The sequence below is a fragment of the Arthrobacter sp. MYb213 genome (genome assembly GCF_002979915.1).
Taxonomy (GTDB): Bacteria; Actinomycetota; Actinomycetes; order Actinomycetales; family Micrococcaceae; genus Glutamicibacter.
Map to the genome: position 1 here is coordinate 158,428 of NZ_PCQA01000007.1, position 13,804 is coordinate 172,231.

The following is a 13,804-nucleotide window of genomic DNA, read 5'->3' on the forward strand; positions in this document are numbered from 1 at the left end:
CGGACCTAACTAGGCGACTTAGCTAGTGAATCTATTTGCCGGTGATGGCGTTGTAGATTGGAACACCGTTCCAACCGAACTCGACGTTTGAAACGTTCTCGCTCCAACCGCCCTGGACTGCCTGGTACCACAGTGGGATAGCTGGCAAATCCTTGAAGAGGATCTCTTGCGACTCGTTGAAGATCTTTGCGCCCTCGGCCGGATCGGTTGCGGCGAGACCTTCCTTGAGCTTGTTGTCGAAGTCCTTGTTCGAGTAATCGCCATCGTTGGAACCTGCACCGGTGCCGTAGAGCGCACCGAGGAAGTTGTACATCGATGGGTAGTCTGCCTGCCAACCGGAGCGGTGCGCGCCGGTCATCTTCTTCTTGGTAACGTCATCGCGCAACGCCTTGAAGGAGGTGTAAGGCTTAGCTACAGCGTTGATACCCAAGGTGTTCTTGACCTGGTTAGCTACAGCTTCAACGAATTCCTTATTACCGGCGCCGTCAACGTTGTAACCGATGGAGAACTCTTCTGAGTCACCCCAGCTTTCAATGGCGTTGGCTTCATCCCACAGCTTCTTGGCTGCATCGGCATCGAAGTCGAGAACTTCGCTACCTGGAATGTCGGCGTTGTAGCCTTCAAGCACAGGTGCGGTGAATTCCTCGGCCTTAACCTTGCCACCGAAGTAGACCTTGTCGATGATCTGCTGACGGTCAATGGAGCGTGAGATCGCTGCACGACGCAGGTTACCTTCTTCGCCCTGCTTGAAGTGATCCAAGTAGCCGGAGATGGTGATGGTTGCGTTACCAGCATATGGAGCGTTGACCGAACGGTCACCCAGATCGGACTCGTAGTTGGCCAGTGCCGATGGTGGGATCTGGTCCAGTACGTCCAAGTTGCCAGCCATGATGTCCTGGTAGGCGGACTCCGTGGACTGGTAAACTTTGAAGTCGATACCGCCGTTGGCGGCCTTACGTGGTCCTTCGTAGGACTCGTTAACTTCAAGCTTCAGGTTGACGTCGTGGTTCCACTCGGTCAACTTGTATGGGCCGTTGCTGACAGGTGCTTCGCCGTATGCCTTTGGATCCTTGAAGGCTGCTTCGGGAAGAGGCATGAAGGCGGTGTAACCAAGACGCAGCGGGAAGTCAGACTCCGGCTGGCTCAGTTCAACGGTGAAGGTATTGTCATCGACAATCTTCAACCCTTCCATCTTCTCGGTCTTCGCATTCTCGGCGCTTACTTCTTTGTAACCCTTGATGGATTCGAAGAAGTAGGAGTTTAGCTGTGCGTTCTTAGCGGCTGCACCGAAGTTCCAGGCATCTACGAAGGAAGCAGCAGTGACTGGAGAGCCATCGGAGAAGGTGTGACCTGGAGCGAGCTTGATGGTGTAGTTCTGGGAATCTTTTGTATCAATCGATTCCGCGATCTCGTTGACAGGCTTGCCCTTAGCGTCATAGCTGACCAGACCGGTGAAGATCATATCCATCACACGGCCGCCACCTACTTCGTTGGTGTTTGCCGGCAATAGGCCGTTCTGTGGTTCGGTGGTGTTAGCGGTGATGACCTTGGTGGCATCTCCCTCGGAACCACCGTTGGCAGATTCCTCCGGCGTCCCTCCGCCACAGGCGGTAAGGGTCAATGCCAAGGCAGCGGACAAAACCAGCGCCTTCGATGCGTGCGAGTATCGCATCCTTCTTCTCCTCAAAAGTTCGTTGCTGCTTCTGCAATTCACAGATGCCGTGTACCTCAAAAGTGAGCTATAGCACGTAGTGAACGAGATTACATCAAATATTGCGAAACAACCAATGAATAAATATGAAAGTAGTGCTTGAGGCTGATCTGATCAACCTAATATGTTAATTATCAACAAATGAAGAATGCATAGGGTCAAATAAAAATATTTATCATCCCTGGGTCCTCCAAGACTGCACCAAGACCAGCGAGGAACTCACTAGCTTCCTTTCCATCGACAACACGATGGTCGAAGGACAGTGCCAACGTTGAGGTGTGACGCAAAGCCACTTGATCCTCAAACTCCCACGGACGGCGCTTGACCTGTCCAAGGGCAAGAATTCCGGACTGGCCCGGAGGCAAAATTGGGGTACCGGCATCGACGCCAAACACTCCAACGTTGGTAATTGAGAAGGTTCCGCCGCTCAACTGAGCCGGCGAGAGCTTTCCAGCCCGTCCTAATTCAATGATCTGCGTCAGCTCTTCGGCTAGATCTCGCAAGGACTTTGATTGTGCATCCTTGACGACGGGAACCAACAGGCCACGATCACTGGCCACAGCCATACCCAAGTGCACCGAGCCGAACTCGATAATCTCGCCGTTTGCTTCGTCCCACCGTGAGTTGAGCGCACGGTAGGTGCCCAGCAAGCGGGTCACTATCAACGACGTCAAGGTCGTGATGTTGAGCTTCACGTCCCTAAGCAGGGGATGCTTGCGCAACTTTTCGACAAGCTTCATTGACTCGGTCAGATCCACAGTGAGAAATTCGGTGGCGTGTGGAGCGGTGAACGCCGATTCCACCATGGCCTTCGCCGTGGCGCGACGTACCGCGCTGATTTTGACCCGGCGATCCCCCGCAAGAACTGCGGTAGCTGCGACAGGCTGAGACGCAGTCTGCTCCGGCACTCCAATCAAGGCTTCGATATCGCTACGCAACACCGCTCCATCGGCGCCAGTACCTGCAACAGCTGAAATTTCGATGCCATGATCCCGGGCGAGCTTACGCACCGGCGGGGTGCTACGCGTGACAGTCCGGCGAGCGCCTGCGCCTGTCGACTGCGCCTGTTGCGTTGTGCCCTGGCTCGTGGATGCCGCCGGCTCCTGTGCGAGGGGTTCGTTGCGAACCGGTCGCGATCGACGAGACGGGCGCTTTCCACTGGTTGCGGGTGCTCCGTAGCCAACGAGTGTCGGAGTCCGGCTACCATCCTGATCTGCATCTGGCGTATCGCTCTCCGCCCCGGGTGCCTCATCCCCAAAGGTGACCAGTGGTCCACCCACGGGGACTACTTCACCGGCGGAAGCATGCAATTTCTGCACGATTCCGGCAAATGGCGAAGGTAGCTCAACGACAGCCTTCGCGGTTTCGACCTCGGCGATGATCTGGTTCAGCGTGACATGCTCGCCAACCTGAATTTTCCAGTTCAAAACTTCGGACTCGGTGAGTCCTTCACCTAGGTCTGGCAACTTAAAAGTATTGGGAGCCATCACTTGGCACCTCCGGAATGTGTCTCGTCGCGGCGCATAACCGTATCTACGGCATGCATCACTTTGTCCAGGTCTGGCAAATGATGGGATTCGAGCCGTGAAGGTGGATAGGGAATATCAAATCCAGTCACGCGCAATGGTGCATGCTCTAGGTAGTCAAAACAGGTCTCGGTGATTTGAGCGCAAATTTCCGCACCAATTCCCGAAGTCCTGCTCGCTTCGTGGACCACCACAAGTTTTCCGGTGTGCTTGACCGATTCGGCTATGGTGTCCATATCCAATGGGTCCAGACAGCGCAGGTCAATAACCTCTAGGCTCACGCCTTCATCTTCGGCTGCTAGCACCGCGTCGTTGAGGGTATAAACGGTGGGACCATATCCCACCACGGTGACATCCTGTCCCTGATGAAGCACCTTTGCCTTAGGCGAAGCGGTCTGCTCCGTGGTCTTGAGTTCAATGTCTGCTTTTTCGTGATAGCGACGTTTTGGTTCAAAGAAGATCACCGGATCATCGCAAGCAATCGCTTGACGCAACATCACGTAGGCATCTTCCACGCTTGATGGCGCAAAAACTCTCAATCCTGCGGTGTGGGAGAAATAGGCTTCCGGCGATTCCGAGTGATGCTCCGGTGAACCGATTCCGCCACCATAGGGAATGCGCACGGTCACCGGCATTTTCACCCGACCCCGAGAGCGGAAGTGCATCTTTGCCAGCTGTGAAACCAGCTGGTCAAAAGCCGGGTAGGTGAATCCATCGAATTGGATCTCCACCACCGGACGATACCCACGGTAGGCCAAACCGATGGCGCTACCGACGATCCCGGATTCGGCCAGTGGTGTGTCAACCACCCGATGCTCACCGAATTCGGCTTTTAGCCCGTCGGTAATACGGAATACGCCGCCGAGGGTACCAATGTCTTCACCGAGCAGGATGACCTTTTCGTCTTCGGTCAATGCATCACGCAAGGACTGGTTTAGCGCCTTCATCATTGAAACGCTCATAGTCCACCATCCTGGAAATTTGTCAGGTACTGCAGGTAGGTGTCCCGCTCCCTGCGACTTGGTTCATGTTCTTCGGCATACACATGGTCAAAGAGTTCATGTGGTTCGGGATCTGGCATCGTGGTGATTGCCTCGCGTAGTTCGGCAGCGAGTTTGTCCGCAGCATTCTGGGCTCGTTGCTGGTAGGACTGCACATCTGCGCCGAGCACCGTCAGGTGGTTGACCAATCGGTCAATAGGATCCTTGGCACGCCACTGTTCGACCTGCTCATCTTTTCGGTAACGAGTCGGATCATCGGCGGTGGTATGCGAACCCATCCGGTAGGTCACTGCCTCGATAAAGGTTGGACCCAGTCCATGTCGAGCATGCGCCAGCGCGGCTTTAGTGGCTGCATAAACCGCGAGTACGTCATTGCCATCTACCCGCCAGGTTTTGACTCCGAATCCACTGGCACGGTCAGCGATCTGCGTGCGACTTTGCAAGCCGACAGGTTCGGAGATGGCCCACTGGTTGTTCTGGCAGAAGAACAGTACCGGCGCCTGGTAGCTGGCGGCGAAAACCAGCGCTTCATTGACGTCACCTTGGCTGGTCGCCCCGTCCCCAAAGTAGGCCACGGCAACTTCTTTACCCCCATCAAATTTGATGCCCATGCCATACCCGGCAGCGTGCAGCGCCTGGGATCCAATGACAATCTGCTGGCAAGCAATATTTACCTCATGAGGGTCCCAACCACTGGCGGTGGCACCTCGCCAAACGCTGAGCAGATCCTCGGCTTTAACGCCGCGGGCCCAGGCAACTCCGTGCTCACGGTAGGAAGGGAAAATGAAGTCGGTATCTTCGGTGGCTCGGATTGAACCAATTTGGGCAGCTTCCTGGCCAAGTAATGGCGCCCAGAGGCCCAACTGTCCTTGGCGTTGTAGCGCCGTAGCTTCATTATCTAGGCGACGTAGGACAACCATGTCGCGGAGGAAATCTGCCAGGTCTTGTTCGGTGATCCCGGTCAGATGGTGGTCAAGTTCTTCGTCTGGAGTTCGTTCTCCAGAGACGTTGAGCAGCTGGTGCGTGGGTAGGCATCCGGCGGCTACGTCGATGTGCTGGGTGGACACGATCGGCATCCTTACTCTCGCGTAGTCAGTGGTGGACGGCTAATTCAGCGCGACCACTTACCTGTGATGCTACTCACATGGCGCAAGTTGCACAATGGCAAGAAAGGAAATAAAGCAAAACGCACTATCCTGACCTTTGCCCGAGTGCTAATGTGCGCATTATGCAACCTTTAGACACCACAGATCGACGAATCCTGCTCTCGCTGTCAAAGCTCACCCGCAGAACCGCTTCGTCGCTGGCAACAGCGCTTGGCTTGGGTAGAAATACTGTGCAGTCACGGCTCAATCGCTTAGAGACCGATGTCCTGTCCCCCATAGATCGACGGATCCCACCGACTGCTCTGGGCTTTGGATTGTTGTCCTTTATTGAACTGCACGTAGATCAACGTCATTTGGAGGAGATTGCCAAGAAATTAGAGCAGATTCCCGAAGTTTTAGAAGCCCATGGGCTAACCGGTTCGGCCGATATTTTAGTGCGCGCAGCTGCCGCAAATGCCGAGGAGCTTTTCCGTGTGCATGGGTTGCTGCTGAACATCGAAGGAGTCAACCGCGCCGATTCGGCCCTATCCATGGCTGAACTAGTTCCCTATCGCACCACAAAACTCATTGAGCTCTCACTGGCTCAAGATTCAGAGGGCAAACGTAGCTAAATAGTCACTACTTACCCCAGCGCATCCATCGCCACACAGGAATTCACTCCAGGTTGCGCAAGATGAATACTTTTCAAAAGCTCCGAGAGCAGATGCGCTAAGCGCTCGGACTGCTCTGCATTCAGACCCTCCACCAGCTCTGTTTCCGTCTGACGCACTTTGCTTTAGAGTTCCTTCAACTGCTCTGTACAGTGTGGTGTTGCTCGCGGACTCAAAAGACTCAATCTAATGACCTCTTCGGTAGGTAATTAAGGACGACACACTTATGGAAATCGGCACTTACAGCTTCGGTGATACCCAACGAAACGCTGACGGATCATTAGGCTCAACAGCCCAAGCCATCACCAACCTTTTCGAAGCTATCAAGGTGGCTGACCAAAACGGACTGGATTACTTCGGCATTGGTGAGCACCACACCACAACCATGCCGGCCTCCTCTCCTGGCGCACTGATCAGCGCCGCTGCGGCGGCAACTAAGCAGATCATCTTGGGAAGTGCCGCCAGTATTATCAGTACCGATGACCCGGTGCGCGTGTACCAACAGTTCGCCACGGCAGATATCATCTCCGGTGGCGGACGAGTTGAGATTACCGCCGGACGTGGTTCTTCGGTCGAGACCTTTCCGCTCTTTGGATATGACCTCCAAGAGTATGACGAGCTCTACGCGCAGAAGCTTGATCTGCTCATGACCATCAACAATTCAACGAATGAAAATGTCACTTGGTCTGGCAGTAAACGTCCGGCATTGACCGACCTCGCCGTGGTACCTCGCCCTATCCAGGGGAAGCTACCCATCTGGCTAGCCACCGGTGGAAACGCAGCATCTTCTGCTCGTGCCGGTCAATTAGCTCTACCCATCTCCTACGGAATTATCGGTGGGGCTCCGCACCGGTTTGCGCCGCTCGCTGAGCTCTACCGCAAGTCTGGTGCCGTGGCCGGACACAATGCACAAGATCTGAAGGTTTCCGTCGCTGCCTTGGGACTTGTCGCACCCACCAAACAAGAAGCTCTAGATCGTTTCTACCCCGGTTGGTACAACTTGAACGTGGAAATGGGCAGGCTCCGGGGCTGGCCGGCGCCGGATAAACGCGCCTATGACGCCCAGGCTGAGGCCCCGGGCGCCTACTATGTCGAGTCCCCCGACGAGGTCGCCGAACGTATCGTGCATTTGCACGGCTACCTTGGACATATGCGCCATTTCTTGCAGACCGACATTGGTGGCTTACCGCAAGAACATCTCTTGGAATCCATCACCTTGCTGGCCACCGAGGTTAAACCACGGGTCCAACGGTTGTTGGCCCAAAAGTAAATATTCTGCACAGCACAAAGCGGTGGCCGGGACCGGTCTTGATAACTGATCCCGGCCACCGCCGGTTGTTTACTTACAAATTAGATTGTTGATCGTCTAGTGATCAACCGCCTTCTCGGCACCCACGCCGGTCAGCGAACGAACTTCCATTTCTGCCTGCTTGGTGATGTCTTCGGTACCTGGATCGGTAATCGAACCCAACCAACCAAGGATGAAGGCCAGCGGGATGGACACAATGCCAGGGTTAGCCAGCGGGAAGATCGAGATATCGATGCCTGGGACCATCGCGGTCGCCGACCCGGAGAAGACCGGGGAGAAGATGATCAGCAAGATTGCCGAACCCAAACCGCCGTACATGGACCAGACTGCGCCGCGAGTCTTGAAGCCCTTCCAGAACAGCGAGTACAGAATCGTTGGCAAGTTGGCCGATGCTGCGACAGCGAAGGCCAATGCAACCAAGAAGGCAACGTTCTGTCCCTGGGCGCCGATACCACCGGCGATAGCGAAGATACCGATCACGATTACGGTGCGACGAGCAACCTTCATTTCCTTTTCAGGGGTCGTCTTATCCTTGGCGATCACCGAGGCATAAACGTCATGAGCGAAGGATGCGGCCGCGGTAATCGTCAGGCCAGCGACCACCGCAAGGATGGTTGCGAATGCGACTGCCGAGATTAGACCCAGTAGCAGCGTGCCACCCAGTTCGTAAGCCAGCAACGGTGCAGCTGAATTCACGCCACCCGGAGCGGCCTTGATCTTGTCTGGGCCAATCAACGCACCGGCACCGAAACCAAGAACCAGGGTGAAGAGGTAGAAAGCACCAATCAGCCAAATCGCCCAAACTACCGACTTGCGAGCTTCCTTCGCGGTAGGAACCGTGTAGAAGCGCATCAGTACGTGTGGCAGACCTGCGGTACCAAGTACCAGAGCTAGCGCCAGCGAGATGAAGTCAAGCTTCGATGTTTCGGACTTACCGTACTGCATTCCTGGATTCAGAATTTCTGGATTACCAGCAACCTCGGCCGCCTTGCCCAGCAGAGCAGAGAAATTGAAGTCGAACATTGCCAAGGTCCAGATGGTCATAACCAAAGCACCTGCGATCAACAGGCAGGCCTTGATGATCTGTACCCAGGTAGTGCCCTTCATACCGCCAATCAATACATACATGATCATCAGTGCACCGACGATGACGATGACCAAAGACTGGCCAAGTTTCTCGTCGATACCCAGCAGCAGCGAAACCAGCGCGCCAGCGCCAGCCATCTGTGCCAGCAGGTAGAACACGCAAACTGCAAGAGTGGAGATCGCCGCAGCAATACGTACCGGACGCTGCTTGAGGCGGAAGGAAAGCACATCGGCCATGGTGAACTTGCCGGTGTTACGCAGTAGCTCAGCTACCAGCAATAGTGCGACAAGCCAAGCGACGAGGAAGCCAATGGAGTACAGGAATCCGTCGTAACCGTTGATCGCGATTGCGCCAACAATACCCAGGAAGGAAGCTGCCGAGAGGTAGTCGCCGGCGATGGCGGTACCATTCTGGGTTCCGGTGAAGGAACGGCCACCGGCATAATAATCCGCCGCGGTCTTGTTGTTCTTACTTGCCTTGAGCACAATCACCAGGGTGATGCCCACAAAGGCTGCGAAAATCGCAATGTTAACTATCGGGTTACCCACCTGGGTAGCCTCGGCCGCTTGGGCCAGGATCAGCGAAGAATTCATTAGTTCACGCCCTCTTTTTCAAGGCGCTTACGAATCTTCGTTGCCTTGGGATCAAGCTTTTTATTGGAGAACTGCACGTACAAAGCGGTAATGACGAAGGTCGAGACAAACTGCAACAGGCCAAGAAGGATACCTAAGTTGACGTTGCCGAAAACCTTGATGGACATGAAGTCGTGGAAGTAGTCGGCTAGCAAGACGTAAGCGAAGTACCAGACGAGAAAGAAGATTGCCATGGGGAAAACGAAGCTGCGGTGAGTCTTGCGCAGTTCCTGGAATTCTTCCGAATTCCTTTCCGCCACAAAATCAATGTCCTCTGAGACATCGGGTTGCGGTTCAGCACTCATTGGTGCCCTCCTTGAGCGAGTTACAAAATTAGTGATGATGCACATATGTGCGTTGTGACTAAGTTCACTATTAGCTATTTATGTTCAGCTCACTAGGGGTTGCGTAACGTACGTGGCCTAACGGGTAAATTCTTGCGCCCAACGGCAAGTTGCCCAACGACGAACGGTTAGCGGTATTGGGTGGCTTTAGGATGGGCATATGTCTTCCGCGCTGCAGATCACCCTCATCGTCACTATCGTGATTGTTGGCATCGCCATTGTTGGCTACCTGGGTTTTAAGATTTCCCGTTCAACTAAGGATCTGGGCACTTACGCCGAAGAAGCTACTTTCCAGTCCCTGCACCATATGTCTGTAGCGGTGCCGCACCTAGGGCGCGGCCTCACCGAAGAAGGGGCAGCAAAAAGCGCCAAGGCGTTGCGTAAACTTCTGGGCTGCTCAGCATTTGTGATTAGTGATTCCCAGCAGATCCTCGCTACCGACTCGGCAATTGACTTTACGCCCGGGCTTGAAGAGCGCGCGCAGGCTATCGGCCTCTCGGCAATCACCAGTCAGAAAACGCAAGTTCACCGCACACCCGGCTTTGATCTTGTGGCCGCGCCCATATTGGTCGGCGGGCAAGCAGTAGGCACCGTCACTGCGTTGTCCGAACGCGCCGGAGCAAGCTTCGTGCGCGCCGTATCGGAGGTAGCCGTCTTCGTTTCCGCTCAGGTCACCACCGCAGAACTCGATGAGTCAAAGGCGCAGCTGCTCGAGGCACAGATGCGCGCGCTCCGTGCGCAAATCTCCCCGCATTTCATCTACAACTCACTGAACGCAATCGCCTCATTTATCAACACCGATCCGGCCAGGGCGCGCGAGCTAGTGATTGAATTTGCTGACTTCACCCGGTATTCGTTCCGCAGGCGTGGTGAATTCACTACGTTAGCCGAGGAGCTAGAGGCAATCGACCGGTATTTGCTATTGGAAAAGGCCCGTTTTGGGGACCGCATCAAGGTTTCCTTGCAAATCGCTCCCGAAGTACTTACCACCCAGATTCCTTTCCTCTGTCTCCAACCATTAGTGGAAAATGCCGTCCACCACGGGTTGGAAGCACGCCCCGATGGCGGGAGAATCTCGATTACCGCTACCGAGGACGGACTACACGCGGTGATCAGTGTCGAAGACGACGGGGCAGGTATGGATCCCGAGCAGCTAGCCTCTGTTTTGGCCGGAACTACCGTCAATATGCATGTGGGTCTGCGTAACGTGGATGTCAGGCTACGTCAGCTCTATGGCAACGCAAATGGTCTGATTATCGATACCGCGCCGGACGAGGGAACGCTGATCACCATGAGAATCCCGAAGTTCCGCCCCCCACAGGCCTTAGAACCAGACGTAATGCCCTAAGCAACGGTAGAGTTTTAGGCATGATTAATGTGGTCGTTGCCGATGATGAACTTCCAGCGGTAGAAGAGATATCTTTCCTGCTCGGACAAGAATCTCGAATCGGAAAAATCCACCGAGCAACTTCCGGCGCCGCAGCGCTCAAAGCCTTGGAAGAAAACGATGTAGATGCCTTGTTCTTGGACATCCACATGCCTGCACTGTCCGGACTGGACATTGCCCGAGTCATCTCGCGATTCACTCATCCGCCGCTGATCGTATTTGTCACCGCGGACGAAGACCAAGCCTTAGAGGCCTTCGAACTGGCGGCTATCGACTACGTACTGAAACCCATCCGTCCGCAGCGGCTGGCCGAATCCGTTCGCCGCATCTGCGAGTTGGTTGAGGACGAACCGGCAAAGCCGGAAATGATCACCGTTGATCAAGGTGGCATCACCAAGCTCATACCGCGTGACGAAATCGGTTTTGTACAGGCTCAAGGTGATTACGCCCGGCTACACACCCGAGAGTCCAGCTATCTGATTCGGGTACCGCTCAACGATCTGGAACAGCAGTGGGCAGAGTCCGGTTACGTGCGCATTCACCGCTCGTATTTGGTCTCCATGGACAAGATCGAGACGGTGCGGTTGCAAACGGGTAAGGCTGCGGTAGTGGTCAACGGCGTTGAACTGCCGATTTCACGCCGTGCGTTGCCCTACCTTCGCGAGCGCTTGGCTGCAAACCGGGTTCGCCCATTGTGAGCGAACCATTAGGTCGCTTTGCCCAGCAACGTCCGCAACGTGTGCGGGTACAGGCTCCACAAGACGCAAGCCTAAACATCCCCGCTACGCAGCCTGAGCAGAGTGCCGAAAACTTTTATGTACGTCAGCTGATCCGTTCCCAGCTGCGGCTAGCCATGGCCGTAGCTGCTGGGTTGCTGATTATGCTGGTGGGAATCTCTGCGATCTTGGCTTTTTGGCCGGTGGTCTCGCAGATCATGCTCTTTAATATTCCACTGCCTTGGTGGATTTTGGGTGTAGGTATTTACCCATTGATCATCATTGCCGGCATGCTTTATAACCGGACAGCAGCACGTAACGAACGACGCTACCGGAGTATCTCGCGATGACTAACCTGTTCTCCGTGCTGGCACTGGTTCTGGTCAGCCTGACCACCATGCTGATCGCCTTCTATGGGCTGCGGCTATCGCGGACCACCAGTGACTTTTATGTTGCTTCGCGTACCGTACGTCCTTGGTGGAATGCCTCTGCCATTGGTGGTGAGTACCTCTCGGCCGCCTCTTTTTTGGGTGTCGCAGGACTGATTGTGCTCAGTGGGCAATCCGGGCTGTGGTTCCCGATTGGCTACACGGCCGGATATTTGATGCTCTTGTTATTTGTTGCGGCTCCGTTGCGCCGCTCGCAGGCTTATACGATTCCGGATTTTGCCCAGATCCGCTTCGAAGACTCGATCATGCTACGCAAGATCACCACCTACTTGGTGGTGATCATCTGCTGGTTATACATCGTCCCGCAAATGCATGGGGCGGCGTTAACGTTATCAATTGCCACCGGGCTACCTGGCTGGATTGGTCCTCTTATTGTCGCCGCGGTGGTGTGTCTGACGGTGGTATCAGGTGGCATGCGTTCGGTGACGTTTGTGCAGGCATTCCAATACTGGTTCAAACTTGCTGCCTTGGTGATCCCTACACTTTTTGTACTATTCCAAGTCTTGCCCGAGTATTCGGTTCCCGAGCGAGCCGCGGCGGTTGCCGGGCAATTGGAATCGATCAGTTCGATGAGCCTGTATGAAACCATCTCGATCATTCTGGCTTTGCTCTTTGGCACACTAGGTCTACCGCACGTTCTGGTGCGCTTTTACACGAACCCGACGGGGCACGCTGCACGCACCACCACGGCGATTGTGCTCTGCCTGCTCTCGGTTTTTTACCTGTTGCCGACCACCTTGGGCGTGTTGGGAATTCTCTACACCAAAGATCTTTCGGCATCTAACGCCGATGCCACCATCTTGCTCTTACCGCAAAGTGTCTTTGACGGGATCCTTGCAGATCTGTTGACCGCGGTAGTAGTCGGCGGCGCGTTTGCCGCATTCTTATCCACCACCTCCGGGTTGGCAGTCTCTTTGGCCGGAGCACTTTCACAGGAGTTCTTTAATGGCACCGTGCGCGGTTTTAGGATCTCCACGGTACTTGCCACCGCAATTCCGGTCGTAGTTGCCCTACTCACCAGCTCGTTGGCACTAGCCGGTGCTATTGGCAATGTCTTCGCGTTTACGGCGTCAACGATCTGCCCCCTGCTGCTGCTGGGCATCTGGTGGCGTTCGCTTACTGCACGCGGAGCCATTGCCGGAATGTTGGCTGGCGCTGCGAGCTGCGGGCTCGCTCTGCTCGGTTCAAGCATGATGCCACACAACGACTCGTTCTGGGTGCTGATGCTCCGCCAGCCGGCCGCGTGGAGCGTCCCACTGGCCTTTGTAGTGATGATCTTGGTATCCAAAAGGTCCAAACGCAAGATTCCCACGAACGTCGAGCGCGTCATGGCCTTACTGCACGTGCCAGAACGCAGCTACAAGTAGGCCTCGTTCCGCCCCTAGTACTTAAGGACGATTTACTGATTTCGGTGAGGCTGTTAGCCTCAAATGATCAGTTCGTCTAACGAAAGTTCGCGTAATCCACATGTCGCTATCGAGATGTAAGAATCGTTTTTGAACGTTGCTCACGTCTTAGCTGGCAGAGGGAGTGTGAAAATGTACGTTTTTATCGGAACGTTTCTGATGATAATTGTTGCCTTTGTGAGCCCATATTTTTGGGACTCCAGCGCCGACCCTTCGCGGTACACATCCATCACGAATGCAGTTGCTTCGGTACTGTTCATTGGAACTGGGTGGCTCATTGACCGGCGGATACGACAGAGCAAGGCAAAGCACAAAGCGAATGAGATTTAGGGGGCGCTACGACCCCGTTTTGAGGGCTATCTGCTAGCACATCGAAATCTTAGGGATCCTCAGCTCAAGCCTGAAATTCTCTACCGACTCTTTGGGAGGAACATTTATGTCCTCATCCCATCCGATCAATGACCCATCATGGACACCGCC

General features: G+C 54.8%; 12 protein-coding genes. 6 read left to right on the forward strand and 6 right to left on the reverse strand.

Annotation, left to right across the window (positions count from 1 at the left end):
- Window positions 1–31: 31 nt before the first annotated feature.
- The 4 genes from CQ011_RS15820 to pdhA form a co-directional block, all read right to left on the reverse strand.
- Entirely contained in the window at window positions 32–1,672 is a 1,641-nt protein-coding gene (locus CQ011_RS15820) for a peptide ABC transporter substrate-binding protein (protein ID WP_105678671.1), read from the reverse strand.
- Between the two features lie 197 nt (window positions 1,673–1,869).
- Window positions 1,870–3,198: a dihydrolipoamide acetyltransferase family protein gene (locus CQ011_RS15825; RefSeq protein ID WP_105678672.1), complete on the reverse strand. Its 1,329-nt coding sequence runs from the start codon at window positions 3,196–3,198 to the stop codon at window positions 1,870–1,872.
- A complete protein-coding gene (locus CQ011_RS15830; RefSeq protein WP_105678673.1) occupies window positions 3,198–4,199 on the reverse strand; it encodes an alpha-ketoacid dehydrogenase subunit beta in 1,002 nt (333 codons plus the stop codon). Before CQ011_RS15830 ends, CQ011_RS15825 begins: the two co-directional genes overlap by 1 nt.
- Window positions 4,196–5,314, reverse strand: coding sequence for a pyruvate dehydrogenase (acetyl-transferring) E1 component subunit alpha (gene pdhA, locus CQ011_RS15835; protein ID WP_105678674.1), 1,119 nt, complete (start codon window positions 5,312–5,314; stop codon window positions 4,196–4,198). The genes CQ011_RS15830 and pdhA overlap by 4 nt, the downstream gene beginning before the upstream one ends.
- A gap of 152 nt (window positions 5,315–5,466) precedes the next feature.
- Between pdhA and CQ011_RS15840 the strand changes: the two genes are divergently transcribed.
- Window positions 5,467–5,955 carry an Lrp/AsnC family transcriptional regulator gene (locus tag CQ011_RS15840; RefSeq protein ID WP_105678675.1) on the forward strand — a complete coding sequence of 163 codons (489 nt, stop codon included), beginning with the start codon at window positions 5,467–5,469 and terminating at the stop codon, window positions 5,953–5,955.
- A 265-nt stretch (window positions 5,956–6,220) separates the two neighbouring features.
- The gene (locus CQ011_RS15845; protein WP_105678676.1) at window positions 6,221–7,264 is read left to right on the forward strand and encodes an LLM class flavin-dependent oxidoreductase; all 1,044 of its coding nucleotides are present in this window, start codon (window positions 6,221–6,223) and stop codon (window positions 7,262–7,264) included.
- A gap of 96 nt (window positions 7,265–7,360) precedes the next feature.
- On the opposite strand, the gene CQ011_RS15850 is transcribed toward CQ011_RS15845, so the two are convergent.
- Together CQ011_RS15850 and CQ011_RS15855 are read right to left on the reverse strand one after the other, a co-directional pair.
- Complete coding sequence (locus tag CQ011_RS15850) at window positions 7,361–8,983, reverse strand: monocarboxylic acid transporter (protein ID WP_105678677.1); 1,623 nt, start codon at window positions 8,981–8,983, stop codon at window positions 7,361–7,363.
- The gene (locus CQ011_RS15855; RefSeq protein WP_105678678.1) at window positions 8,983–9,327 is read right to left on the reverse strand and encodes a DUF485 domain-containing protein; all 345 of its coding nucleotides are present in this window, start codon (window positions 9,325–9,327) and stop codon (window positions 8,983–8,985) included. The genes CQ011_RS15850 and CQ011_RS15855 overlap by 1 nt, the downstream gene beginning before the upstream one ends.
- 199 nt (window positions 9,328–9,526) lie before the next feature.
- Between CQ011_RS15855 and CQ011_RS15860 the strand changes: the two genes are divergently transcribed.
- The 4 genes from CQ011_RS15860 to CQ011_RS15875 are packed head-to-tail and all read left to right on the forward strand — an operon-like array spanning window position 9,527 to window position 13,285.
- A complete protein-coding gene (locus tag CQ011_RS15860; RefSeq protein WP_105678679.1) occupies window positions 9,527–10,714 on the forward strand; it encodes a sensor histidine kinase in 1,188 nt (395 codons plus the stop codon).
- 20 nt (window positions 10,715–10,734) lie between these two features.
- The gene (locus CQ011_RS15865; protein ID WP_105678680.1) at window positions 10,735–11,451 is read left to right on the forward strand and encodes a LytR/AlgR family response regulator transcription factor; all 717 of its coding nucleotides are present in this window, start codon (window positions 10,735–10,737) and stop codon (window positions 11,449–11,451) included.
- Window positions 11,448–11,819, forward strand: a complete 372-nt coding sequence (locus tag CQ011_RS15870; RefSeq protein ID WP_105678681.1) for a hypothetical protein — start codon at window positions 11,448–11,450, stop codon at window positions 11,817–11,819. The genes CQ011_RS15865 and CQ011_RS15870 overlap by 4 nt, the downstream gene beginning before the upstream one ends.
- Window positions 11,816–13,285 carry a sodium/solute symporter gene (locus CQ011_RS15875; RefSeq protein ID WP_105678682.1) on the forward strand — a complete coding sequence of 490 codons (1,470 nt, stop codon included), beginning with the start codon at window positions 11,816–11,818 and terminating at the stop codon, window positions 13,283–13,285. The genes CQ011_RS15870 and CQ011_RS15875 overlap by 4 nt, the downstream gene beginning before the upstream one ends.
- The last annotated feature ends 519 nt before the right edge of the window (window positions 13,286–13,804 follow it).